24 protein-coding genes are annotated in these 24,452 nt (G+C 72.8%); 17 read left to right on the top strand and 7 right to left on the bottom strand.

Annotated features, from left to right (window positions below; all coding sequences use genetic code 11):
• Nucleotides 1-11: 11 nt before the first annotated feature.
• The 9 genes from ABTZ99_RS28885 to ABTZ99_RS28845 all read left to right on the top strand — a co-directional run bounded on the left by ABTZ99_RS28885 (nt 12) and on the right by ABTZ99_RS28845 (nt 10,967).
• The gene (locus ABTZ99_RS28885; protein WP_499615590.1) at nt 12-2,582 is read left to right on the top strand and encodes a serine/threonine-protein kinase; all 2,571 of its coding nucleotides are present in this window, start codon (nt 12-14) and stop codon (nt 2,580-2,582) included.
• Between the two features lie 280 nt (nt 2,583-2,862).
• Nucleotides 2,863-3,558 (top strand): hypothetical protein, encoded by a 696-nt coding sequence (locus ABTZ99_RS28880; RefSeq protein ID WP_499615587.1) that lies wholly within the window; start codon nt 2,863-2,865, stop codon nt 3,556-3,558.
• Between the two features lie 194 nt (nt 3,559-3,752).
• Nucleotides 3,753-5,339 (top strand): S8 family serine peptidase, encoded by a 1,587-nt coding sequence (locus tag ABTZ99_RS28875; protein WP_499615585.1) that lies wholly within the window; start codon nt 3,753-3,755, stop codon nt 5,337-5,339.
• Between the two features lie 137 nt (nt 5,340-5,476).
• On the top strand, nt 5,477-6,598 hold the full coding sequence (locus ABTZ99_RS28870; protein WP_499615582.1) for a hypothetical protein: 1,122 nt from the start codon (nt 5,477-5,479) through the stop codon (nt 6,596-6,598).
• A gap of 363 nt (nt 6,599-6,961) precedes the next feature.
• Complete coding sequence (locus tag ABTZ99_RS28865) at nt 6,962-7,891, top strand: ABC transporter ATP-binding protein (RefSeq protein WP_498777334.1); 930 nt, start codon at nt 6,962-6,964, stop codon at nt 7,889-7,891.
• A complete protein-coding gene (locus tag ABTZ99_RS28860; protein WP_499615579.1) occupies nt 7,884-8,744 on the top strand; it encodes an ABC transporter permease in 861 nt (286 codons plus the stop codon). Before ABTZ99_RS28865 ends, ABTZ99_RS28860 begins: the two co-directional genes overlap by 8 nt.
• Nucleotides 8,741-9,652: an ABC transporter ATP-binding protein gene (locus ABTZ99_RS28855; RefSeq protein ID WP_499615576.1), complete on the top strand. Its 912-nt coding sequence runs from the start codon at nt 8,741-8,743 to the stop codon at nt 9,650-9,652. The genes ABTZ99_RS28860 and ABTZ99_RS28855 overlap by 4 nt, the downstream gene beginning before the upstream one ends.
• The gene (locus ABTZ99_RS28850; protein WP_499615573.1) at nt 9,649-10,365 is read left to right on the top strand and encodes an ABC transporter permease; all 717 of its coding nucleotides are present in this window, start codon (nt 9,649-9,651) and stop codon (nt 10,363-10,365) included. Before ABTZ99_RS28855 ends, ABTZ99_RS28850 begins: the two co-directional genes overlap by 4 nt.
• Before the next feature lie 95 nt (nt 10,366-10,460).
• Nucleotides 10,461-10,967: a hypothetical protein gene (locus tag ABTZ99_RS28845; protein ID WP_499615570.1), complete on the top strand. Its 507-nt coding sequence runs from the start codon at nt 10,461-10,463 to the stop codon at nt 10,965-10,967.
• An 18-nt stretch (nt 10,968-10,985) separates the two neighbouring features.
• On the opposite strand, the gene ABTZ99_RS28840 is transcribed toward ABTZ99_RS28845, so the two are convergent.
• The gene (locus ABTZ99_RS28840) at nt 10,986-12,554 is read right to left on the bottom strand and encodes an MFS transporter (protein WP_499615567.1); all 1,569 of its coding nucleotides are present in this window, start codon (nt 12,552-12,554) and stop codon (nt 10,986-10,988) included.
• A 107-nt stretch (nt 12,555-12,661) separates the two neighbouring features.
• Here ABTZ99_RS28840 and ABTZ99_RS28835 point away from each other — a divergent pair, with 107 nt between their 5' ends.
• Both ABTZ99_RS28835 and ABTZ99_RS28830 read left to right on the top strand, forming a co-directional pair.
• The gene (locus tag ABTZ99_RS28835) at nt 12,662-13,258 is read left to right on the top strand and encodes a helix-turn-helix domain-containing protein (RefSeq protein ID WP_499615564.1); all 597 of its coding nucleotides are present in this window, start codon (nt 12,662-12,664) and stop codon (nt 13,256-13,258) included.
• Between the two features lie 95 nt (nt 13,259-13,353).
• Complete coding sequence (locus tag ABTZ99_RS28830) at nt 13,354-14,211, top strand: class I SAM-dependent methyltransferase (protein WP_498777346.1); 858 nt, start codon at nt 13,354-13,356, stop codon at nt 14,209-14,211.
• 32 nt (nt 14,212-14,243) lie between these two features.
• Here the strand turns inward: ABTZ99_RS28830 and ABTZ99_RS28825 are convergent, their stop codons facing one another.
• Complete coding sequence (locus ABTZ99_RS28825) at nt 14,244-14,918, bottom strand: class I SAM-dependent methyltransferase (RefSeq protein ID WP_499615561.1); 675 nt, start codon at nt 14,916-14,918, stop codon at nt 14,244-14,246.
• The gene (locus tag ABTZ99_RS28820; RefSeq protein ID WP_499615559.1) at nt 14,915-16,063 is read right to left on the bottom strand and encodes an ABC transporter substrate-binding protein; all 1,149 of its coding nucleotides are present in this window, start codon (nt 16,061-16,063) and stop codon (nt 14,915-14,917) included. Before ABTZ99_RS28820 ends, ABTZ99_RS28825 begins: the two co-directional genes overlap by 4 nt.
• A gap of 96 nt (nt 16,064-16,159) precedes the next feature.
• Here ABTZ99_RS28820 and ABTZ99_RS28815 point away from each other — a divergent pair, with 96 nt between their 5' ends.
• From ABTZ99_RS28815 to ABTZ99_RS28800, 4 genes are all read left to right on the top strand, one after another.
• Nucleotides 16,160-16,891 (top strand): ABC transporter ATP-binding protein, encoded by a 732-nt coding sequence (locus ABTZ99_RS28815; RefSeq protein WP_499615556.1) that lies wholly within the window; start codon nt 16,160-16,162, stop codon nt 16,889-16,891.
• Nucleotides 16,888-17,679 carry an ABC transporter permease gene (locus ABTZ99_RS28810; RefSeq protein WP_498777356.1) on the top strand — a complete coding sequence of 264 codons (792 nt, stop codon included), beginning with the start codon at nt 16,888-16,890 and terminating at the stop codon, nt 17,677-17,679. Before ABTZ99_RS28815 ends, ABTZ99_RS28810 begins: the two co-directional genes overlap by 4 nt.
• 324 nt (nt 17,680-18,003) lie before the next feature.
• Nucleotides 18,004-18,555 carry an RNA polymerase sigma factor gene (locus ABTZ99_RS28805; RefSeq protein WP_498777358.1) on the top strand — a complete coding sequence of 184 codons (552 nt, stop codon included), beginning with the start codon at nt 18,004-18,006 and terminating at the stop codon, nt 18,553-18,555.
• Nucleotides 18,552-19,211 (top strand): hypothetical protein, encoded by a 660-nt coding sequence (locus tag ABTZ99_RS28800; protein WP_499615553.1) that lies wholly within the window; start codon nt 18,552-18,554, stop codon nt 19,209-19,211. The genes ABTZ99_RS28805 and ABTZ99_RS28800 overlap by 4 nt, the downstream gene beginning before the upstream one ends.
• 74 nt (nt 19,212-19,285) lie before the next feature.
• On the opposite strand, the gene ABTZ99_RS28795 is transcribed toward ABTZ99_RS28800, so the two are convergent.
• Both ABTZ99_RS28795 and ABTZ99_RS28790 read right to left on the bottom strand, forming a co-directional pair.
• Nucleotides 19,286-19,981 (bottom strand): DJ-1/PfpI family protein, encoded by a 696-nt coding sequence (locus ABTZ99_RS28795; protein WP_499615550.1) that lies wholly within the window; start codon nt 19,979-19,981, stop codon nt 19,286-19,288.
• Between the two features lie 78 nt (nt 19,982-20,059).
• On the bottom strand, nt 20,060-20,506 hold the full coding sequence (locus ABTZ99_RS28790) for a hypothetical protein (RefSeq protein ID WP_498777364.1): 447 nt from the start codon (nt 20,504-20,506) through the stop codon (nt 20,060-20,062).
• 258 nt (nt 20,507-20,764) lie between these two features.
• Between ABTZ99_RS28790 and ABTZ99_RS28785 the strand changes: the two genes are divergently transcribed.
• A complete protein-coding gene (locus ABTZ99_RS28785) occupies nt 20,765-21,766 on the top strand; it encodes a phosphotransferase family protein (RefSeq protein WP_499615547.1) in 1,002 nt (333 codons plus the stop codon).
• A gap of 22 nt (nt 21,767-21,788) precedes the next feature.
• Here ABTZ99_RS28785 and ABTZ99_RS28780 read toward each other — a convergent pair whose 3' ends face one another.
• Both ABTZ99_RS28780 and ABTZ99_RS28775 read right to left on the bottom strand, forming a co-directional pair.
• Nucleotides 21,789-22,241: a DUF1877 family protein gene (locus tag ABTZ99_RS28780; RefSeq protein ID WP_498777368.1), complete on the bottom strand. Its 453-nt coding sequence runs from the start codon at nt 22,239-22,241 to the stop codon at nt 21,789-21,791.
• Nucleotides 22,242-22,380: 139 nt separating this feature from the next.
• Nucleotides 22,381-22,980, bottom strand: a complete 600-nt coding sequence (locus ABTZ99_RS28775) for a hypothetical protein (protein ID WP_498777370.1) — start codon at nt 22,978-22,980, stop codon at nt 22,381-22,383.
• A 187-nt stretch (nt 22,981-23,167) separates the two neighbouring features.
• Here ABTZ99_RS28775 and ABTZ99_RS28770 point away from each other — a divergent pair, with 187 nt between their 5' ends.
• The gene (locus ABTZ99_RS28770; protein WP_499615543.1) at nt 23,168-24,409 is read left to right on the top strand and encodes a PQQ-dependent sugar dehydrogenase; all 1,242 of its coding nucleotides are present in this window, start codon (nt 23,168-23,170) and stop codon (nt 24,407-24,409) included.
• The last annotated feature ends 43 nt before the right edge of the window (nt 24,410-24,452 follow it).

Genomic DNA, 24,452 nt, shown 5'->3' with positions numbered 1-24,452 from the left:
GAGGAACGCCCGTGCGCTCACGCAGACGCCCCGGCCGGGGTCGCTCGTCCACACCGGGAACACCGCCGAGACCCCGTGCCGCGCTGGCGATCGGGGTCGCGCTCGCCCTGGTGGCGAGCGCGCTCAGCGTCCCCACCGCGTTCGCCGATCCCGCGCCGCGCGGTTGGCCCGGCGTGACCCGGTCCGAGTCCGTGCCGGGCACCGGTGTCGAGGTGCGCCCGCGCCCGCCCGACCCGGTCGTCGAGTCCGCCGTCACCGCGCCGAAGGCCGCTCGCGACGTCGCCCGGCCGAAGGCGGGCGCCGCCGAGGTCGAGGTGGCGGCCGAGCCCGCCCGCGCGGCCGACCTGCCGGTGCGGGTCGGTGTCGCCGGCGCCAAGAGCCCGCGGCGGGTGCGGGTCGAGGTGCTCGACCGGCCGGTGGCCGAGAGGGCGGGCGTCGGCGGTGTGCTGTTCCGCGTCCAACGCGCCGATGGCGCCGCCGACGCCGGGCCGGTCACCGTGGACGTGGACTACTCGTCGTTCCGCGACGAGTTCGGCGGCGACTACGCGTCCCGGCTGAGCCTGGTGCGGCTGCCCGCCTGCGCGGCGTGGGCGCCGGAACGCGCCGAGTGCGTCACCGGCACCCCCGTGCCCGCGCGCAACGACGTGCGCGGCAGCCGCATCCGCGGCGAGGTCACCGCGTCCGGCACGCCCGGCGTCCCCGACGACGAGAAGCAACGCCGCCGCGTCACGGCGCCCGACGTGCTCTACGCGGTGACGGCGGCGTCCGGCGGCAGCGCGGGCAACTTCAAGCCGACGTCGCTGTCACCGTCGGCCACGTGGGAGGTCGGCCTCCAGTCCGGCGACTTCTCCTGGGCCTACCCCCTCGACCTGCCCCCGGTGCCCGGACCGGAGCCGGACGTGGCGCTGGCCTACTCCTCCGGCGGGATCGACGGGCGCACCGCCGCGAGCAACAACCAGGCGTCCTGGATCGGCGAGGGCTTCGACTTCCAGCCCGGCTTCATCGAGCGCCAGTACACCTCCTGCGCCGCGGACGCGGCGGGCGGCAACAACGCGACCCCCACCGGGGACCTCTGCTACGCCTCGGCCAACGCCGTCGTGGCGCTGCCCGGGGTGGCCGGCGAACTCGTGCACGACGCGGGCCGCGGCGTCTGGCGCGCCGAGCAGGACGACGGCTGGAAGGTCGACCAGCTCTTCGGCGCCGACAACGGCGACAACGACGGCGAGCACTGGCGCATGACCGCGCCCGACGGCACGCAGTACTTCTTCGGCCTGCGTGCCGCCGCGCGCTCGGCGTGGACCGTGCCCGTGTTCGGCAACCAACCCGGCGAACCGTGCCACGCCTCGTCGTTCGCCGCGTCGTGGTGCCAGCAGGCGTACCGGTGGATGCTCGACCGGGTCGTGGACCGGCACGGCGACACCATCGCCTACTACTACGACACCGACACCAACCACTACGGCCGCAACAACACCGCGTCCCTGGCCACGCCGTTCGTGCGCAGCGGGCAGTTGGCGCGCATCGACTACGGCCTGCGCGACGGCCAGGCCGAACCCGCCGCGCGGGTCGTGTTCACCGCCGCCGACCGGTGCCTGCCGGGTTCGGCGTGCACGCGGTCGCAGCCGGCCGACTGGCCCGACGTGCCGTGGGACCAGCAGTGCGACGGCGGCACGTGCGCGGGCAAGCACTCGCCCGTCTTCTTCGGCGCCAAGCGGCTGGCGAAGATCACCAGCCAGGTGCGGCGGGACGGGCAGCTCGCGGACGTCGACTCCTGGGCGTTGAACCACCTGTTCCCGGCCACCCACGACGCCACCAGCCCGGTCCTGTGGCTGGAGTCGATCACCCACACCGGCCACGTCGGCGGCACCGCGGTCACCCCGGACGTCAACGAGGAGATCACCTACGACGGCGACGGCGGTCCCGAGGTCGAACGGGAGATCACCGAACCGGAGGTCATCGGCCCGAACGCGGTGCGCCGCCGCGCGTCCGGCGACCTGGGCGCCTACGTCACCGAGGTCAAGAAGACGAGGGTCCGCACCGCGTTGGCGGGCGGCGGCTTCCGGGAGACCGAGGAGCAGCACTTCTACGACGACCTCGGGGCCCACGTCCGGACGTCGGACCTCGGCGACCTCGCCGTCGCCGACGACGACACGTGCACGCGCGTGGAGTACGCCCGCAACCTCGACGCGTGGCTGATCGCCACCCCCAAGCGGGTGGTGAAGGTGTCGGTGAACTGCTCGGTCGCCGACTACGCGCCGGGCGACGTGATCTCCGACGAGCGCACGTACTACGACGGGTCCGACGACCTCGACGCGCCGCCCGCCAAGGGCGACCCGACGCGCGAGGAGGAACTGTCCGGTTGGGACGGTGACGACCCACGCTACACCACGGTCGAGCGGTCGGTGTACGACGCGCACGGCCGTGAGGTCGAGGAGTACGACGCGTTGGGCGACAAGGAGACCACGGCGTACACGCCGGCGGTCGGCAGCCCCGTGACGTCGGTGACGACCACCAACGCGTTGGGGCACACCGAGAGCACGGCGTTCCAGGTCGCCACCGGCGACGCGGTGGAGCAGGTCGACTAGAACGGCCGCCGCACCACGATGACCTACGACCCGCTGGGGCGCTTGAGCAAGGTGTGGCAGCCGGGCCGCGGCGCCGACGACGTGCCGGACGTGGAGTTCGAGTACCTGGAACCGGATCGCAAGCATTGCCGAAAGGATTTTCGGCTGCCACAGTGCTGAGAGGCGCACTCACCGCCGGTCGCGGGGCCGGTGGGCGAGTCGATGCGTCCTGTGTGGACGATGCGTCCTCCGCCGCCTCCCGACCGGACGATCAGCTCTCGCGTGAGGATGTGAGGATTCGATGAGGCGTTTCGGCAGAGTGGTCGTGCCGGTGCTGGCGGGCCTGCTCGCGGGCCTCGTGACGTGGCCGGGCGCGGCGCAGGCGGCGGCCGGCCCGGCGGTGGTGGCCCCGCCGACCGGCACCGTCCGGGTGCACCTGCTGGTCCCGTCCGACGTGCCGCACGACCAGCGCTACGTCGACGGCATCACCAGGGTGATGGTGGAGGCCCAGCGCTACTACAAGCAGGAACTGGGCAAGACGTTCCGGCTGAACACCCCGGTGGTCGAGGTCGTCACCGGCGAGCGCGTCCGCAGCTGGTACGAGAACACGCCCAACGGCTCGGACCGCTACTGGTGGACGGTGTTCAACATGCAGCAGGAGCTGATGCGCCGGCTCGGCCTCGGCGCGCCGGACCGCCGGTGGCTCAACGTCGGCGAGATCCGCGCGGAGGGCCCCGGCGCGGGCGGCGGTGGCGGCAGCGGTTGGGTGATCCTGTCCGGGCACGACGCCGACGGCGCGGCGGGCGTCAACGGTCCGATGAACCGGTGGTACGGCGGCATGGTGCACGAGCTCGGGCACGCGTTCGGCCTGCCCGACTCCCGCTACACCGACGGCACCCCGATGTCGGCGTCCTTCTACGACTACCCGAACACGCACTTCAACCAGAGCCAGAAGAACGCCATCCTCAACGGCCCGTACGGCAGCTTCCTGTACTGACGCCGGGCCACCGGGCACCACCGCACGCCGCTGGGCGCCGAGCATCCCGCAACCGGGGTGCGACCCGCGCTCCGGTGCCGCGCGCCGTCCCACGCCTCGCCGGCCGGGCGGTCCACCGCCGGACCTCCGGGTCGTTCGCCGCCATCGCGTTCAGCCCAGCCTCATCCCTGCGCTTCCACCAAGAGGTCTCCGTGTTGAAGAACTCGCGAACGACCGGTTCACGACGCCGGGCGCGCACCACCGCCGTCTGGCTCATAGCGGCGCTCTCGTTGGCGTCCGCCACGCCCGCCCGAGCCGCCGGGCCGGGCGCACCCACGTCCGAAGACCGTTACCCGGCAACGGAAAAGCCGATCTCGACCGTCCTCACCGAGAACGACTCGCGTGAGCACGTGCACGTGAAGTTCGCGGAAGGGACCCAGGTCCGACTGCGTGGCGCCGAGTTGACGTCGGCCGCGGGCGCGGACCTCTCGGCGGTCCGGAACGTGCTGCGGTCCGGCTCGGTCTCGGCGGTGCGGCGGCTGTTCACGGCGTCGGAGGAGGCGTTGCGGACGTTCACCGGCCAGGCGGCGGCCCGCTCGGGTCGCGGGCAAGCCGACCTGAACCTGTGGTACCGCCTCGACCTGCGGCCGGGCACGGACCCGGCCGCGGTGATCGACGCGCTCAACGCGCTGCGCGAGGTCGAGGTCGCGTACGCCGAACCGCTCGCCGTGCGACCGCCGATCGCGCCCGACTTCACCCCTCGCCAGGGTTACCGCTCCGCCGCCGGCAGCGGCGGCATCGACGCCGACTACGCGCGGACGATCCCCGGCGGCACCGGCGCGAACGTGCGCGTGGCCGACATCGAGTACGCCTGGAACTTCGCCCACGAGGACCTCTCCAAGCTGCGGGCCCCCGGCGTGTTCGTCCGCAACGGCACCGCGACGGACCCGTTCAACGACAACAACCACGGCACCGCCGTGGCGGGCATCCTCGTCGGCGACGTCAACGCGGGCGGCGTGACCGGGTTGGTCCCGGACTCCCCGATCCACGTCACGAACGCCGCCAACGCCGAGCGCGGTTGGGACGTCGCGAACGCCGTCATCGTCCTGGCCCGCGCGCTCCGGCCCGGTGACGTGCTGCTGATCGAGCAGCAGACGTCGGGTCCGGCCGGCTGCACCGGGTACGTCGCGCCCGAGTGGGTCCCCGCGATCTACGACGCGATCGTCGCGACCACGTCCTCGGGCATCACCGTGGTCGAGACGGCGGGCAACGGTTCGATGAATCTGGACAACCCGTGCTTCGGCAGCAGGTTCCCCCGCGGCAAGCCCGACTCCGGCGCGATCATCGAAGGCGCCGGTGCCGCTCCCGGGTGCGGCACCGCCCGCACCCGGCTGAACTTCTCCACCTACGGCAGCCGCATCGACGTCCAGGGCTGGGGAAACTGCGTGGTGAGCACCGGGTACGGGAGCCTCTACAGCAACGGCGCCAACGCCTACTACACGGCGACCTTCGGCGGGACGTCCAGCGCCGGTCCCATCGTGGCGGCGGCCGCGGCCTCCCTGTCCAGCATCGCCGAGCAGCGGGGCGTCACCCTCACCCCCGGCCAGGTGCGCGCCATCCTGAAGTCCACCGGAACCCCGCAGGTGAACCCCGGCACCGGGAACATCGGCCCCCTGCCGAACCTGCGCGCCGCGATCGCCGCCCTGCCGACCGGTGGCAACCGGCCACCGGCCACGTCCACCGCCGGGACACCGGACGAGGCGCCGGCCGGCCACCGCTCCACCGCGATGGCGCCCAGGTGAGCACGTCGTCCGGCACGTGACGGCGGGCCACCCGTTCCGCCCTGGCGTGCCGCCTCTCCAACCCCGCACCGACCGGCCGTCGCCATCCGGCTCGGCCCACGCGCGACCCTGCCCGACCTCCGGAGGTCCCAGTGTCCATGAAGAAGCTCCTCGCGGTGATCGCCTCCGGCGTGATCTCCGCGTCCGTCCTGGCCTTGCCGGGCCCGGCTGCCGCGAGCACCCCCGCCCCGGTCGCCGCCCACACCCTCGACGACCACGACCACGCCGATAGCGCGGCGCCGCACTCGCACGGGCAGTCGGCTGCGGACCGTTGCCACCACGCCGACGAGTTCGCGCCCATGGCCGGGCTGGGCGAGCGCGTGTGCTCGTTGGGCAACGGCCAGTTCAAGGTGCGCACGGCGCACGGCGACCGGGTGACCCACTTCGACGCCCCCCTGGCCAAGGACAAGGGCGTTCGGGACGAGGTGACGTCGTCGGCGGTCATGCCCCTGGCCGCGCGTGCGCACCACTGCGCCACGGACTCGTACCGCATCCAGCTCGTGTACCTGATCCCCGCCGGTGCGCCCGACGCGTCGGCCACGATGGTGCCGCTGATGAGGCAGCACTTCCTCGACTCCAACGCCATGGTGTCCAACCGCGCCGCGCAGTACGGCGGGGACCTGGCGTTGCGCGTCGCGTGCGACTCCGCGGGCCAGCCGGCCGTCCGAGTCCTGCGCAGCAGCCACAACAACAGCGCCATCAGCGCCATCGACCAGGAGGTCGCGCGCCAGGGCCAGCGGATCACCGGTCAGGACAACGTCGTGTACTGGGGAGACGGTGGTTGCGGCGGCGGCGTCGCCTACGGCAGCGGTGACACGCGGCCCGGCGTGGAGAACGGCGTCAACAACGCGCCCGGCATCGCGGTGGTCTACGGGCGGTGCCCGTTCACGTACATGCTGCACGAGCAGGGGCACTCGATGGGCGCCGTGCTGCCGAACACGCCGAACAGCTCGGGCGCCGGTCACTGCAACGACGACGCCGACGTGATGTGCTACAAGGACGGCGGCCCGCGCTCGGGCAACTACCGCTCGAACGTGTGCCCGTCCCCGAACGGCAACCTGGACTACTACTGGGACTGCAACGTCAACGACTACTTCCACCCGAACCCGCCCGCCGGGTCGTTCCTCGCGACGAACTGGAACCTGGCGAGCTGCAACAACCGGATGGTGTACCGGCCGAACTGCGGCGCGACCCCACGGACGGTCCAGCTCCCGTCGTAACCGCTCCACCCGGCACCACCCACGACCGCCCGGTCGTGAGCCGGCCGAGCACGACGAACCCCTTTCACCGTGCGGCGGAAGGGGTTCGTCGTGCCCGGCGCGCCATCCACCTCGACCCGCGGGTCTTCCGGTCGAGGGACGGTGCGCCGGCCGCCCACATCCTCACCGCCGCCGGGGCGGTCGCGCTCGCGGCGCCCCGAGCCGCACGGGCGGCGTCGGCGTTGTCCCCCTCGCACGCCGACCGGGCCGAGGCCGAATCGATGCCGGGACCGCTCGGGACGGCCGACCCTTAGGGGTCGGGAGGCCACCGGTCTCAGGGTGCGGCCGGATGTGGCGGGTGGACGGCGGCCGTAAGGTCCTCGTGTGCCACTCATAGAGACCGCCGCGCTGGGAATGCGCTACGACGGCAAAGTGACCGCGCTGGCGGATCTGACGTTGGAGATCGAGGCTGGGGTCGTCGGCCTGGTCGGGGTCAACGGCGCGGGCAAGACCACGCTGATCAAGCTCGCGCTGGGCCTGCTCACGCCCACCAGCGGGCGGATCCGGGTGCTCGGGCTCGACCCGATCGCGGACGGGGAGCAGGTCCGGGCGAAGGTCGGCTACATGCCCGAGCACGACTGCCTGCCGCCGGACATGGTCGCCGCCGAGTTCGTCACGCACATGGCGCGCGTCAGCGGCCTGCCCGCGGCGGCGGCGCGGGAGCGGGCGTCGGAGACGTTGCGGCACGTGGGCCTCTACGAGGAGCGCTACCGCCGGATCGGGGGTTACTCCACCGGCATGAAGCAGCGGGTCAAGCTCGCCCAGGCGCTGGTGCACGACCCCGAACTGCTGCTGCTCGACGAACCCACCAACGGGCTCGACCCGGCGGGCAGGCGGGCGATGCTCGACCTGGTGCACCGCATCGGCACGGAGTTCGGCATCTCGGTGGTGGTCTGCTCGCACCTGCTCGGCGAGATCGAGCGGATCTGCACGTCGCTGGTCGCCATCGACGCGGGCACCCTCCTGCGCTCGGCGACGCTGTCGTCGATGACCGAGCACAACGACCTGCTCGTCGTCGAGGTCGACGAGGGCGCGGAACGGCTGGCCACCGCGCTCACCGCCGGAGGGCTGGACGTGCGTCGGCAGAACCGCGTGCTGACCGTCCGCCTCGGCGAGGACGACGGCGCGGTGTACGACCTCATCCGGGACGCCGTCGCGGACCTCGACCTCTCCCTGCACCGGCTCGAACGGCAACGGCACCAGGTCGCCGACCTGTTCCGCGACCGCCCGGCCCAGGAGGTGTCCCATGCCTGAGTCCGGCGTCATCCACGACATCGGCTACCAGCGCTACACCGGCCCGAGGCTCGGCCCCGGCCACTCGGCCCGCGCGCTGTACGTGCACAGCGTCCGCAGCGCCTACGGCCTCGGCCGCAGCCCGTGGGCGAAGGTGCTGCCGATCGGGCTGATGGGCCTGGCCTCCCTCGCCTCGCTGATCATCGTGATCATCAACAGCCAGCTGCCCGAGCCGGTGCTCGACTACGTCGGCATCGCCTCCACCTTCACCTTCGCCGCGGCGGTGTTCGTGGCCGTGGTCGCGCCGGAGCTGGTGTCGGTGGACCTGCGCACGAACCTGGTGCAGCTGTACCTGTCCCGGCCGCTGAGCCGGTCGGGCTACGCGCTGACCAAGGTCGCCGCGCTGGCCACGGCGACGTTCCTGCTGTTCGCGGCGCCCATGCTGATCATGTTCATCGGCATGGCCTTCGGCACCGACGACGGCGTCCCGGGGGTGCTGGAGGAGTTCGGCGGGCTGCTCGTCGGCCTGGTCGCGGCGGTCGTCCACGCCGTGCTGCTGGCGGCGCTGGGCCTGCCGATCGCCTCGCTGTCGGGACGGCGGGTGTTCGCCACCGGCATGATCATCGGCGTCTTCCTGCTCACCGCCCCGATCTCGGCGGTCCTGAGGGAGCTGGACTCCGGCACGATCGGCCGGCTCGCCGGGGTGCTCGACCCGGCGAGCCTGCTCAACGGCGTGGACCAGTGGCTGTTCGGCGCGGACGTCGACCTGGTCTCGATCGGCTCGTTCGGACCGGTGTACGGCCTGGTCGCGGTCGCGCTGGCCGCGCTGGGCACGATGGCCGCGGTGTGGCGGTACAGGGGGATGAAGTCGTGAACACCGTCGAACTCACCGGCGTCTCCCGCTGGTACGGCAACGTGGTCGCGGTCAACGACGTGACCCTGTCGGTCGGCGCCGGGCTGACCGGCCTGCTCGGACCCAACGGCGCGGGCAAGACCACCGTGCTGCACCTGATGGCGGGCCTGCTGGCCCCGTCGCAGGGCCAGGTCGTGATCGGCGGTGAGCCCGCGTGGGCCAACCCCGCCGTGTACCGCAAGCTCGGCCTGGTCACCGAGCGCGAGAGCGTGCCCGGGTTCCTCACCGCGTGGGAGTTCGTCCTCGCGAGCGCCAAGCTGCACAAGCTCCCCGACCCGACGGCCGCCGCCCGCGCCGCGCTGGACGTCGTGGACCTGCGTGACGCGCAGGACCGCCGGATCTCCACCTACTCCAAGGGGATGCGCCAGCGGAGCCGGGTCGCCGCGGCGCTGGTGCACGACCCGGACGTGCTGCTGCTGGACGAGCCGTTCAACGGCATGGACCCCCGGCAGCGGATGCAGATGATGGAGCTGCTCGACGGCATGGCCGCGGCGGGGCGCACCATCGTGTTCAGCTCCCACATCCTGGAGGAGGTCGAGCAGCTCTCCGGCACCGTGCAGGTGATCGTGGCGGGCAGGCTGGCCGCCTCCGGCGACTACCGGCACATCCGGCGGCTGATGACCACCCGCCCGCACGTGTTCACCATCGCCTCCTCCGACGACCGCCTCCTCGCGACCGCGCTGATGGGTGAGCCGTCGGTCTCCGGGGTGAGCCTCGCCGAGGCGGGTCTCCAGGTGCACACGAGCGACTACGGCGCCTTCACCCGTGCCCTGGCCAAGCTCGCCAAGGCGCGGGGCATCCGGCTGACCACGATCCTGCCTTCGGACGAGTCCCTCGAGAAGGTCTTCTCCTACCTGGTGACCACATGAACCCGACGATCATCCGCCTCACGGCGAGGGCGCTGCTCGGCCGCAGGCGCGTGTTGCTGCTGCTCCCCATGCCGATCATCCTGCTCGGGCTGACCCTGCTGAGCGTGAGCAGTGAGGACGATCCCCCGTCCGACTGGGGCCCGCTGGTCTTCTCCAACCTGGGGCTCGCGGTCATCCTGCCGCTGACCGCGCTGATCGTCGGCAGCAGCGCACTCGGCCTGGAGATCGACGACGGCACCATCACCCACCTGATCACCAAGCCGTTGCTGCGCTCGGAGATCATCCTGTCCAAGCTCCTGGTGTCCTGGCTGGTGACCACCACGGCCACCGCCTTGCCGCTGGCGATCGCCGCCCTGATCGCGGGTTCCGGCACGTTGGCGGTCGGCCTGGTCCTCGGCACGGCGCTGGGCGCGTTGGCCTACAGCGCCCTGTTCCTCGCGCTGAGCGTGATGACCAAGCGCCCGGTCGCGGTCGGCCTCGTCTACATCGTGCTGTGGGAGAACCTGCTGGTGTCGTTCGTCGACGGCGCCCGCGTGTTCAGCATCCGCCAGCACGCGACCGCCATCGCGGACGCGATCGGCGACACCCCGCTGATCGCCTCGACGATGTCGGTGCCGACCGCGTTGATCTTGGCGTCGGCGTTCGTCGTGGTGGGCACGGTCGGGGCCACCCGGCGGCTGCGGTCGTTCGCGCTGACGGGGGAGGCGAACTAGACGTTCCTCCGGCGGGATGCGTCGAACGGGGCGAAGAGCGCGGCCCGGTCCGCTTTACTTGTCGTGGCACCGCATCAGGGGGTTCGACGGCCACGGTGAGACACCTGCTGGACCGCCGGTTCAACGGGTACCTGGGGATCAAGCTGTCGCACGAGCTGGACGACGTCGTGGAGTCGGTCGTGGCCGGGTACCTCGACGCGACGCCCGCCGCGCGGCAGGAGATCCTGGACGCGATCCGGCCCCGCGCGGCGGGCGTGCTCTGCGTGTTCGGTCAGCGGATGGCGACGATGGCCGTGCGGACCGACTCGACGGTGCCGCTCTACCGCGGCCTCATCGGGATGGGGATGGCGGAGCGGACGCTGGACGACCCGCGCAACAGCCTCTTCGTGCTGGCGGCGGTCAACCACAGCGCCACGACGCTGGGCACCAGCATCACCCGGGTCGCCACGGACCTGCGCCGGTACCTGCCGGAACCGGCGTTCGAGAAGTTCCTGGCGTTCGACCGGCGCGACGAGCGGGACAAGTCCCTCCCGGCGTTCGCGATGGCCGCGTACGGGTCCGGGGCCGAGTTCCGGTACGGACACGGCCCCACGCAGGCGTGAGCGCGGGGCCGCAGGTCGTCATCCGGCGGCATCGTCCCTGGGATTCTTCGGGCCGCGCACGACGATGTACGCGAACAGCGCGCCCATGACGGCGACGCCCGCCCACATCGCCTGCTGCCAGCCGTCGACGAACGACTGCTGGGCGGCGTGGACGAGCTGCTGCCCGGGCGAGCCGCCGCCGCCCGCGACCTCGACGGCGTTGGCGATGCCCGAACGGGCGGTGTCCGCGGCGGCCCGCGGGACGCCGTGCAGCCGGTCGTCGATCGCGTCGCGGTAGCCGGCGGACACGAGCGCGCCCAGCACGGCGACGCCCAGCGCGGTGCCGAACTCGCGGGTGATGTCGTTGAGCGCGGAGGCGACGCCCTGCTTCCCCCGCGGCAGCGAGCGGGTGATGGCCTCGGTGGACGGCGTCATGGACAGGCCCAGCCCCGTGCCCATCACGAGCATGCCCGGCAGGATGGCCGGGTAGCCGCCGTCCACGGAGACGAACAGCGCCATCAGCACCAGGCCGGCTCCGGCCAGCGCGATGCCCGCGGCCGTGGTCGGGCGGGAACCGATGCGGGCGGCCACCTTGGGCGCCAGGCCGGAGGTCGCCATCATCATGAGGGCCATCGGCATCATGGCCGCCGTCGACAGCAGTCCCGACCAGCCGAGCACCGCCTGGAAGAACGGGAACAGGACCACGGCGATCCCCGCCTGGACGCCGAAGACCACCAGCAGCGTGATCGAGCCGCCGGCCAGGCCGCGCTCCCGGAACAGGCGCACGTCCAGCAGCGACGCGTCCCGGCGGTGCAGCTCCCAGGCCACGAAACCGAGGCCGGCGACGAGGCCGACGGCGAGGCCGATCAGCGTCACGGGTGCGGTCCAGCCGCGTTCGGGTCCTTCCTGGAGCGCGAAGACGAGGCCGATGACTGCGACAGTGGAGACCAGCGCGCCGAGGGTGTCGAAGGAGTGGGCCGAGCGCTCACGGGAGTCGGGCACCGATTTCAGCGTCATGCCCAGTGCCACGACGACCAGGGCCACCGGCAGCACGAACAGCCCGCGCCAGTCCGCGACGTCCACCAGGAGGGCGGAGAGGAACATGCCCAGCACGCCGCCGCCTCCCGCGACGCCGGTCCACACGCCGATCGCCTTGCCGCGCTGCCCCTCGGGGAAGGTGGAGGTGATGACGGCGAGGGTGATCGGCATGATCATCGCGGCGCCGACGCCGGCGGCCACCCGGGTCGCGATCATGATTTCGGCGGTCGGCGCCAGGCCCGCCGCGACGTTGGCGACGCCGAAGAGGCCGAGTCCGGCGACCAGCACGGGCTTGCGGCCCAGGCGGTCACCGAGCGCGCCGAGCGGCAGCAGCAGCGCGGCCAGGGCCAGGGTGTAGACGTTGATGATCCACAGCACCGTGCTCTGCGAGGCGCCGAACTCGACGGCCAGGTGGGTCTGGGCGACGTTCAGCCCGGACACCGACGCGATCACGGCCATCAGCGCGACGGAGACGGCGATCAGGATGGCGCGGAGCTGACGCGCGTCCGGTGCGCCGTGCCCACCGCCGGTGTCGGCGGTGGTCTCCTGCGCGGACTGGTTCGTACTCATGGATTCCTCTCGACAACGGCATGGGGGAGGAGCGGCAGTGCGTGCCGATCGGGCCGCTGCCTTCGGACGGTAAGCGCACTTTGCGTCGAGGGCATAGCATGTTGCCTATGACGCAAGAAGAAGGCACGCTGGACGGCCTCGTGCGCAAACGCATCCGAGCCCTGCGGGTGGCCCAGGGCCTGTCCCTGGAGGAACTGGCCGTCCGCGCCCACCTCAGCCAGTCCTCGCTGAGCCGCATCGAGAACGGGCAGCGCCGCCTGGCGCTGGACCAGCTCGTCACGCTGGCCCGCGCCCTGGACACCACCCTCGATCAGCTGGTCGAGAACGCCGCCGACGACGTCGTCATCAGCCCGATGGTCCACGGCGCCCACGGTCTGAGCTGGCCGATGAAGGGCGACCCGGCCATGAGCGTCATGCGTCGGCGGCTGACCGGGCCACCGCCCGACAACCCGTCCAGGATGCGCGCCCACCCGGGTCGGGAGTGGTTCGTCGTGCTGTCCGGCACCGCGATCCTGATGCTGGGCGACCGCCGCTTCCGGATGGAGGCCAACCAGGCCGCCGAGTTCCCGACGATGATGCCGCACGCCATCGGCGCGGAGGGCCGTCCTTGCGACATCATGTTCATCTTCGACCGCGACGCCCGCCGCGGCCATCGCGAGACCGACGACCAGCGCGAGAACGGCGACGCGCAAGACGGCCGGTAGCCACACCTTGCGCGGCCCGCAGCACGCCGGGCCATTTCCTTGCGTAATGCGCAAGAGGGTGTGCTTGACGAGCATGAAGCACCTAGCGTGGGGGTATGCCGCAAACACACACCCACGAGCACGGCCACCACCAGCAACGCGGCGCGGACGACGGGCAGGCGGAGATCCTCGACCTGGACGCGGAAGTCCTCGCCGGGCACATCGCCGCCATCACCGAGTGGCTGCCCCTCAAGAGCGGCCCTCGGCGGATCGTGGACCTGGGCTCCGGCACGGGAGCGGGCACCTTCGCGCTGCTCGATCGCTTCCCCGAGGCGCACGTCACCGCCGTCGACGCCTCGCCCGGCCACCTGGCACGGCTGCGGGAGAAGGCGCGTGCCCGTGGCGTGGACGAGCAGGTGCGCACCCTGGCGGCCGACCTCGACGACGCCACCTGGCCCGACCTGGGCACGCCCGACCTGGTGTGGGCCTCGGCGTCGATGCACCACCTGGCCGACCCGGACCACGCCCTGCGGGCCGTGCGCGACCTGCTCGCGCCCGGCGGCCTGTTCGCCGTCGTCGAGCTCGCCGGCCTGCCCCGCTTCCTGCCCGAGGACGCCCCCGCCGACCGGCCGGGCCTGGAAGCCCGCCTCCACGCCGCCACCGACCGCTTCCACGCCGAGCACGTGCCCCACCGCGGCGCCGACTGGGGACCCGTGCTGACCGCCGCCGGCTTCACGGTCGAGGGCGTGCTCACGGTCGCCGTCGACCTCGACGGGTCACGCGACGCGGCGATCGGCCGCTACGCCTCGGAGGTGCTGCACCGCCTCCGCGGGGCCGTCGCCGCGGAGCTCGCGCCGGCCGACCTCGTCGCACTCGACCGGCTGCTCGACCGCGGCAGCCCGCACGGCCTCCTGCGCCGCGACGACCTCGCGCTGCGCACCGAGCGCACCGTCTGGGCGGCGCGCCGCGACTGACGGTCCATCCCGAGCGACAGCCCGGCCCCGGATCAGGCCGGGGCGTTCCAGACCACGCCGCACAGGTAGCGGTCGAGGGAGTCGTCCAAGCGTGCGCCCGGGAAGGCCCGCCGGTAGTGCGCGTGGCACTCGTCGCGCGTGGGCGGGGTGTTCCGGGTCACGTGCTCCAGCCACGTCGGGTGCAGGCGCAGGCGGAGGACGTCCAGGGCCACGGCGGGTGACCGGTGCCGCACGGCCATCATCACCGCCACCCGGAACGCCTGCGCCCGGTGCCACGACGGACCGCGCCCCGGCGGGTTCACCACGTCGATCACCACCAACCGGCCACCCGGTGCGATGAGCGACCGGACGTGCGGCAGGACGCGGCCGTAGTCGCGCACGGCGAAGAGGGTGTTCACCGCCAGCACCAGGTCGAAGCGCCCGTCCCGGTCCGGTGCCACGTCGAACAGGTCCCTGGCCTGGTAGGTGATGTTGGGCCGGGCGTTGTCGGCCTCCGCCAGGGCGATCTCGCGCGCCGCGCCGTCCACCGCCAGGACTTCCGCGTAGCGGTCCGCCAGCAGACCGCTGTACCGGCCCGAGCCGCACCCCAGGTCCAGCGCCCGCGCACCGTCGCCGACGACACCGGTCAGCCACGGCCGGTACAGCAGGTCGGTGACCTCCGCGTACCGTCGGTAGCGGCGGGCCAGGATGTCGAAGTGCGCGGTCACCAGGCGATCGTCGGGTCGACGAACGCGTTGCTCACCAGGGCTTCCGCCGTCAGCCCGGCCGGGACCGCGCGGCGCTTGGCTTCCTGCAACGGCTTCAGGTCCTCGATGAGCTTCGCCACCCGGGCGGTGTCGAAGTCGCCGACGGTCGGCGTGACGCCGTCGTTGCCCAGCCCCAGCCCGCGGATCTGCTCGCCCGCGTACTCGGCCCGCGCGACGCTGTACTCGGTGCCCGCGTTGAGCTCGCGGACCATCCGCACCAACGCCTCGTTGGTCGCCTTCGGCTCCGCCGAGTAGGCGCGCGTGCTGCGCTGCAGGATCGGCACGAGCTTTGTCAGGCACGGGCTCAGCCGCTCGACCTCCGCCGACGACACCGCCAGCGTCTCCGGGTAGATCGGATAACCGCTGTCGTGCACCAGCGCGAAGTCCACCGGCCGCTTCCAGGCGTCGATCTCCCGCTCGTAGCGGTACGGCTCGTTGGTCGCGTACCCCTGCTGCGCGATCGCGCCGTCGGCCGCGACGAACCGGGCCGGCGCGCCGTCGTAGGAGCCGTCCACCTGCGCCTGCTTCAACTGTCCGCTCTGGACCAGGTAGTCCATGTAGGACGCGCCGTTGGCGTACACGACCGTGGTGTCGGTGCGGCCGATGTCGGCGATGGACGCCCAGTCCGGGTGGTGCTCCTTCGACCACATGATCATCTGCGGGCTCTTGTCCAGCGGCGCGAACACCGCCGTGGTCGGGAACGTCCCGGCCTCCTGCACCGCCTCGTCGGTGGCGATGCTGCCCAGCGTGATCGAGGGGTCCGCCGCCATCAGCGCCGACACCCGCTGGAACCCGGTCACCGGCCCGCCCGCGCGGACCTGGAGCCGCACGCCCGTGTCGCGCCCGTCGTCCAGCAACGGCCCCTCGACGGCCTTGCGCTGACCGTCCACGGTGAAACCGCTGCCCAGCAGCCGGTACAGGCCGCCGTGCTCGGCCTGCGGGAACCAGTTCATCTGCACCACGACGGTGTCGGGGCACGTCCCGCGAAGTGACTCGGCGGCGGGGGGCAACGGCTCGCCGCCCTGGCCCGCGTCGGGCGTCGTGCAGCCCGCCAGTAGCAACACCGATAGCGCGAGCAGTGACGACGCACGTCGGGCAGAGGACATGAAGCCCATCTTCGCATAGCGACGAACCAGGTCGTGCGCCGTTCTCCCGTATTGCCGTCCTTCGGATGTGAGAGTCTCCCCGGCAGGGAGGTGGCGATGGAGGGGTTGCTGGCACTGTCCGAGGTCGACGTGGCGTTCCCCGGCGGGGTGCACGCGGTGGACCGCGTCGGCTTGGACGTCCGGGCCGGCGAGATCGTCGCGCTGATGGGTCCTTCCGGGTGCGGCAAGAGCACGGTGCTGCAGGTCGCCGCCGGGTTGCGCGCGCCGACGTCGGGCACGGTCACCCGGCGCACCGACCGGGTCGGCTACGTCTTCCAGGACCCGACCCTGCTGCCGTGGCGGACCACCCGGCGCAACGTCGAGCTGTTCGGCGAGCTGGACGGCCTGGCCAAGGCCGAGCGCCGCGCCCGCGCCGACCGGGTGCTGGCGGCGGTGGGGCTGGCGGAGTTCGGCCACGTCCGGCCCGCGCGTTTGTCCGGCGGGATGCGAATGCGGGTCGCGTTGGCGCGGGCGCTGCTGGTGGAGCCGGAGCTGTTCCTGTTCGACGAGCCGTTCGCCGCGCTGGACGAGCTGACCCGGCACGAGCTGGGGGACGAGTTGCTGCGGCTGTTCGCGCGGCACGGGTTCGGGGCGTTGTTCGTCACGCACTCGGCGGGGGAGGCCGTGTACCTGGCGGACCGGGTGCTGGTGATGTCGCCCCGGCCGGGCCGGATCGTGGCCGAGGTGGCGATGCCGTTCGGCTACCCGCGCCCGCCTGGGCTGCGGTCCAGCGGCGAGTACGCGGCGTTGGTGGGGTCGGTGTCGGAGACGTTGGTGCGGGCCTCGTGAGGATCAAGCGGGTCGCGCGGACCGTGCTGCCGCCGTTGGCGGTGTTGTTGGTGGTGCTGGGCGCGTGGACGTTCGTCAGCCACGTCGTGCTGTCGCCGCGCCGCCGGTTCCTGCTGCCGCCGGTGGACGAGGTGATCAGGGTCGGGTTCGGCGATCCCGACAACCTCGCCGAGCTGCTCGCGGCGCTGTCGCTGACCAGCCGGGTGGCGGGGTTGGGGCTGCTGATCTCGGTGGTGCTCGGCGTGGGGCTGGCCGTGCTGATGGCGCAGTCGCGGTGGCTGGAGCGCGCGGTCTACCCCTACGTCGTGGTCGTGCAGACGATCCCGGTGCTGGCGCTGGTGCCGTTGTTCGGGTTCTGGTTCGGCTTCGGGTTCTCCAGCCGGGTGCTGGTGTGCGTGCTGCTCTCGCTGTTCCCGTTGGTGGCCAACACGTTGTTCGGCATCCGGTCCGTGCCCGCGGCCCAGCACCAGCTCTTCGACCTGCACCGGGCGGGGCGGTGGACGCGGCTGTGGAAGCTCCAGCTGCCGGCCGCGCTGCCCGCGATGTTCACCGGTTTGCGGATCGCGTCGGGCGGCAGTGTCATCGGCGCCGTGGTCGGCGACTTCTTCTTCCGGCAGGGCGAGCCGGGCCTCGGCGTGCTGATCGACCAGTACCGGTCGCAGCTCGCGTCGGCCCGGATGTTCGCCGCGGTGATCCTGGCGAGCGCGCTGGGCATCGCGGTGTTCGTGGTCTTCGGCGCCCTCGCCCGCTGGGTCGTCGGCCGGTGGCACGAGTCGGCCGACGGGTGACGACCGGCGGGCCGTGACGGGGAGGGTCGGCGGGCCGTGACGGGGGAGGACCCCCGAGGCGGCCCGGCCGGGCGCCCGCTACAACGGCGCGGCTTGCCGGGCACGTTCTCCGCCCACCGCCGGCGCCCCGCCGCGGCCGCCACCGCGCGACCAGCAGGCCGCCGACCAGCAGCCCCACGGTCCGGGCGGCGATCACGCACCCCCACGCCGTGCGGCCGACGGTCGCGTCGGCGACGGCGGGTCCGGGACTCGTGTAACGGGCCGGCGGGATCGCGGCAACCATGTGGTGTGAGCGAGACAATGGCAGACGCGGTGGCGGACCACGTGGAGCCACTCCAACACCCACCACCCGGGACGCGGGCCGGCGCCGCGGCCGAGTTCGAGAAGGTCTACCGGGCGAACGTCGGCATGATCACCGCCTACTTCGCGCGGCGCAGCGCCGATCCGCAGACGGTGGCCGACCTGACCGCGGACACCTTCGTCCGGGCGATCACGTCGTTCGCCACCTTCGACCCGGTCAAGGGCAGCGCCCGGGCCTGGCTGACCGGCATCGCGAGCCGGGTGTTCGCCCGGCACTGCGAGGCGCACAGCCAGCGCGCCGACAGCACGCGGCGCATCGCCGGGCAGCGGCCGCTCGACCCCGACGTGGTGGACGACCTGCTCGACCGGATCGACGCCGAGCAGGCGGCGGGCGCGCTGCTCGCCCGACTGGCCGAACTGCCCCGGCCCGACCGCGAGGTCGTGGAGCTGGTGGACCTGGACGGCCTCACCCCGAAGGAAGCCGCCGAGGCGCTGGGCGTCTCGGCGGGCGCCGTGCGCATCCGACTGTTCCGGGCCCGGGCGAAACTCCGGAAGACCACTGGGAGGCAACGATGATGGCCAAGTTCGAGGACCAGCTCTTCGAAGACCTGATGCGCAGCCACGGGTCCGAGCTGGACGCCGTGCCGGACCGGGCGGCGAGCGGGCGGCGCGGCGTCGGCCGCGCGGTGGGCATCGGCGGCACGGTGCTGGGCGTGGCGGGCGTGGTCGCGCTGACCGGTGCGTTGCTCCCCGGCGGCGCCCCCGCCGCCTACGCGGTCACCAAGGGCGCCGACGGCTCGGTGACGGTGTCGATCACCGACGTCACCGGCGTGACCGGTGCGAACGAGGAACTGCGCAGGCTGGGCGTTCGTGCGGCCGCGGTGCCGATGCGCGACGGCTGCGTCGCGCTGTCCAGCCTGCCCGTCGACACCAACAGCCACGGCACCGGGATCACGTCGTTGACGAAGGGGCCGGGCGGGCTCGGCACCGGCTCGCTGACGTTCGACGCGGACGTCATCCCGGAGGGCGACACGCTGCTGCTGGCTGCGGCCCAGTCGTCCACCAGCGTCTCCCTGGCCGTCGCGTTGGTCGTCGGCCCCGCGCCGGACTGCGTGAGCGTGTCGACGCCGCCGGCCGACGGCTCGACGGACGGCTCGACGGACGCCGAGTCGGGCCAGGAAGTCCGGCCGGGAACGCCCGCCGCGAGCTCCGTCCAGCAAGGCGGCCGCTGATCCGGCCGCTGATCCGGCCACGAACGCCCCGGGAAGCGCGCCGCCGCTGCCCGGGGCGTTCGCCGTGGATCGGGTCAGGCGCGCCAGACGGTGCCGCGCCGTTCGTACTCCAGGAAGGTCTCCACCTGCTGGGCCTGCCGCGGGCCGAGGAAGCGCTCGACCAGCCACAGCGCCACGTCCAGGCCGGAGGTGACGCCGCCGCCGGTGACCAGGTTCCCGTCGTCGACCACGCGGGCGTCGACGACGGTCGCGCCGTGCGCGGCCAGGTCCGCCTTCGCGCGGTGGTGGGTGGTCGCGTTGCGGCCCCTGGCCAGTCCCGCCGCCGCGAGCACCATGACACCGGTGCAGATCCCGACGTGCAGCACGGCGGCGTCGGCCAGGCGGCGCAGGAAGTCCCGGTCGGCCATCAGCCGGCGCACGCCGACGCCGTCCGGGTCGGTGTAGCGGCCACCGCCGGGCACCACCAGCACGTCCGCCTCGCGCGGCGACCAGCCCCGGCCCACCTCGACGCGCGCACCGAAGCTGCACGTCACGGGCCCGGGCCGACCGGTGGTGACCAGCGTGGTGGTGAGCGCGCCGTCGCTCATCGCTGCGGCCAGGCCCAGCACTTCCGCCGGCGCGGCCCAGTCCTGCTCCTCCACCCCGTCGAACATCAGCACCTGCACCCGCAACGGGTTCGCCGCCGTCGGCGCTCCCGCCGCCCGTGCGCCCGGACCGGCGGTCGCGCCGACGGACAACGCCGCTGCCCGCAGGAAACCACGACGCTCCACGGTGAACCTCCCCGGTTTCGTCCCCCGCCCAGGAAGTCGTTCCGACCCGGCCGCGGGTTCCCGGGGCTCTTCGGGCGGCTACCGGGATCCGTCGCCGCGGACGTCGCAGCGCAGGCTCGCCGCCATCGTCGACGGGCCGAGCACGAACAGCACCAGGGGCACCAGGAGACCTCCGGCCTGGCGGATGCCGGACGCGAACTCCGAGGGCGCCACGACGATCAGCGGAACCATCAGCAGGGGGAGTGCCAGGGCGACGGCCCCGCCCACCACCGCGAGGGCCCGACCCACGGGTTGCCGCAGCATCAGCAGCACCCCGCCGGCGAGGCAGCACGCGCCTTCGACGCCCAGCACGCTCCTGAGCACGGTGCCGAAGGCGTTCGCCGGGGTGTCCGCCGCGCCCAGCGCCCCGAACGCCGCCGCCGGCGTCAACGCACCGAGCGCCAGCGCGAGGGTCACCGCGAGCGGGACTCCGCGCGTCCGGCGGCCGTGCGGCTGCGGCTGCGGTTGTGCGACCGGTCCGTACATCAACTCGTCCTCCGATCGGCCGACTCCGGCACCACGTCCAGCGGTCCCGCCACCCCGTCGGGAGCGGCTCCTCGCTCGCCGTCGTGGTGGCCCAGTCAACGCCATCCGGTGGCGGCAGGGCGTGGCCTTGGCCGCAAACGGTCACCTTGGCCGCACGTCGCCCGCCGGGTCCGGTGATCAGGTCGCCCTTGACCGGACCGCCGCCGAACCGCATTGTGGGAGCGCTCCCGTGATCCCTGCCGTCGAGAGTGGACCCCCGTGCAGAGCCAGACCAAGCGCCGCCTGTCGCCCGAAGACCTCGACGCGCTCGTGTCCGACGCCGTCGGCGTCGGGTGCCGGCTGGAGGCGGAGTTGACCGACGGCTGGTTCAACACCGCCTACCGCGTCCTGCTCGACGACGGCCGGGCCGCCGTGATCAAGATCGCGCCGTCGGCCGATGCCCCGGTCCTGCGCTACGAGCGCGGCATCCTGGGGACGGAAGCCATGGTCTACCGGCGGATCGCGGCGCTGCCCGGCGGTGGTGTGCCGACACCCGACCTGCTCCACGCGGGCAAGGAGTTCCTCGCCGTCTCCCTCCTGGAGGGCGAACCGTGGGACAAGTCGGCCGGCCGCGTGCCCCCGGCCACCCAGCGGGCGCTGCGCCTCGAGCTGGGCGCGATCACCGCCCGCCTGCACACCCTGGCACCGGAGGACGGCCGGTTCGGCTACCCGGCCGCGGCGTCCGGGCTGTCCGCGCCGGACTGGCGGACGGCCTTCACCGCCATGGTCGACGCGCTCCTCGACGACGCCGCGCGCTGGCACTCCCCGCTGGGTGCGACGCCCGCCGAGATCCGCGCCCTGGTGGCCGAGGGCGGAGCCGCCCTCGACGAGGTCGCCGAACCGCGGCTGGTCCACTTCGACCTGTGGCCGGGCAACATCTTCGTCGACCTGCCCGGCGACGGCGACGGTGACCGGCCGCCCCGGATCGTCGGCCTCATCGACCATGAGCGGGCGTTCTGGGGTGATCCGGCGGCCGAGCTGATCTCCCTGGCCTTCGGCGGCGACGCGGGCCCCGACAGCGACCTCGTCACCGGGTACGCCGAGGCCGGCGGCGTCCTCGACTTCACGCCCGCGTTCCGGCACCGCCTGGCGCTGTACCACCTCTACCTGGGCCTGCTGCTCGTCATCGAGTGCGGCCCCCGCGGGTACGGCCCCGACCACCTCGCGTTCTGCCGCGGCTACCTGGCCGACGGCTTCGACCGGCTGCGGACGCTGGGGTGAGGCGACACCGGCGACCCGGGCGTCAGAAGCTGATCTCCCGGATCAGCGCACCTCCCGACGCGGCCGTCTCCTCGAAGAACTCGACGAGGTCCACGTAGTCGTCGCGCAGGTTGTCGATGCCGTCGTCGTCCCAGAACCGCCGCCAGGGGTAGACCTCCTGCGCACTCAACTCCCGCGGGTCGTAGTGGGTCGCCAACACCTCGAACGGCGTCGCCCTCAGCGTGGTGGCGGCCTCGGCGACCATGTGGTCGGTCCACCCCGAGAGGGTGCTCTCCTCGTCGATGACGAAGCCGTCCTCGTTCAGCTCGATCGCCACCCCGGCCGCGTCCAACAGGAACTGGATGCCCGCCCACGACTTCTCCAGGGAGTAGTAGGGCAGGTCCTCCTCCAAGTGCTCCAGCGCCCATTCCGGATCCTCGATCGCCCGGTCCAGTTCCGCCGGGCTGACCCGGGTGAACGCCAGTGTCGTGCTCATGTGCCCGCCGTTTCCGCGTTGATCTTGTGGGGCCACCAACCTGCACAGGATCTTCGGCGCCGTCAATCGGTCGATCGACCGACACGGCCGCGGACCCGTGCCGCCGGCCGCGGGTGTGGTGGTTCCCGGTGCTCCGGCGTCAGCGGTTCGCCGGCGTGTAGGTCAGCTGTCCGTCGGCGGGCAGCAGGTAGCCGTTCCAGCGCTGTTCGGGCACCTCGCCGCCGAGTTCGGCCGCGGTGACGAGGTCGACCTCGAAGCCGATCAGTCCGAGCCGGAAGTCGACCTGTCGGAACACCTCCTCCGCCACACCGGCCAGCCACGCGTCCAGCGGAGCACGCCAGGCCTGCGACCGCGGCTCACCGTCCGGTCCGAACGGGAAGCCGCCGACGCGCCGGTCCACTCGGGCCAGCGCGCCGAGCGGGAGGTACCACGTCACCCAGTCCTCGGCCTCGTCGAAGCGGGTGGCGAGGCAGCCGCACACGACCGAGCCGACCGGCGTGCGCGCGATGCCGCGCAGGTGGCCGAACTCGTCGAGCGACGCCACGGTGACGGGTACCGCGACCTGGTCGGCCGGTTCCCGGTCCCGGTGGCCGTAGCCGTCGGTGGCGGCGGCTGCTCCCCACAGCGCGGTCAACGCGCGTTGAAGGCGTTCGTCGTCGTGGTCGCCGACCTCCAACGACAGCTCGTAGAAGCCGCCGGTCCAGTTCTCCGCGTCGGTGAACGCCATCGGGTCGTGCACCGCCGCAGTGTGCCAAAGGGTGACGCGCTCGTCGTGCGCTTTCTTCCCCGCGGTACCGCCGATCGGACCAGGGCCGCCGAGCGGATGCCCGGGCGGCAAGACCGCGGCTGGATGTTGTGCGGAAGTCGCGGTACGTTTGGGAGCGCTCCCAGAATGTGTCTTCCACCCTGCACGAGGAGCCGAAAACATGTTGCGACGGCGTTGTCGCCCGGCCACCTTGATGGCCGGCCTGCTCGTCCTGGCCCTGTCCGCGTCCCTGCTGCCGTCGGTGTTGGTGAGCGGCAGCGCCGCGGCCGGCAGATCCGACACCCGTGCGGCGCCGCTCACGGAGCTGACCGTGGCGTCCGAACAAGTGGCGTCCGGCCTGCGGCGCCCCATCGCGATCACCGGTCTGCCGGACGGCCGGATGCTGATCGCGGAGAAAGAGGGCACCGTCCGCGCGTACCACCCCGACACCGGCCTCGCGGCCGCACCGGTGCTCGACCTGACCTCCCGGATCGACGCGTCGGACAACGAGCGCGGGCTCCTCGGCATCACGCCCGCGCCGAACTTCGCCCGGACCGGGATCCTCTACGTGGCGTACACGAGCCTGCCTGCGGGCGAGCTGACCCTGGCGCGAGTGCCCATCGGCGCTCCTGAACGCGTGCAGGTGCTGCTCACCCAGGAGCACGCCGAGTACGGCAACCACAACGGCGGCCAGGTGGCGTTCGGCCGCGACGGCTACCTCTACTGGTCCCTCGGCGACGGCGGCGGCGCGTACGACCCGTTCAAGTCCGGTCAGGACCTCGGCACCCTGCTCGGGAAGATCGTGCGGATCGACGTCAACCGCACGTGCGGGCCGAAGCCGTACTGCGTGCCCACCAACAACCCGTTCGTCCGCGTGGCGGGCGCGCGGCCGGAGATCTGGCTCTACGGGCTGCGCAACGCGTGGCGGTTCTCCGTCGACCCGGTCGACGGCTCGCTGTGGATCGGTGACGTCGGCCAGGGCCTGGTCGAGGAGGTCAACCACATCCGCCCGTGGCAGGGCGGGGCGAACCTCGGCTGGTCGTGCAAGGAGGGCACCCCGGTGTTCGACCCGCAGCAGTGCAAGCCGGGCGGGCGGTACACCGATCCGGTCTTCGAGTACGACCACTACAACGACAACTGCTCGGTGACGGGCGGTGTGGTGTACCGCGGGTCCCGGACGCCGGAGGCGTGGGGGACCTACGTCGCGGCCGACTACTGCTCGACCCGGGTGTACGCCGTGCGTCCGAAGTTCGACGGCACCTACGAGTCCGCCGCGATCGGCCACCTCCCCACCCAACCGTCGGCGATCGCCACCGACGCCAAGGGTGAGCTGTACTCGCTCAGCGACCTCCCGGGGGGCCTGAACCGAGTGCGGTTCGAGCGGGTCCAGCCGACCGCGGGCAGCGGGGTCGCGAACCGCTGACGCGTCCGCAAGACCTCCGGGGACGGCCGCGCGGTCGCGGCCG

This window comes from Actinosynnema sp. NPDC002837, assembly GCF_040295345.1.
Lineage (GTDB): Bacteria > Actinomycetota > Actinomycetes > Mycobacteriales > Pseudonocardiaceae > Actinosynnema.
This window is presented reverse-complemented; position numbering and strand designations above follow the sequence as displayed.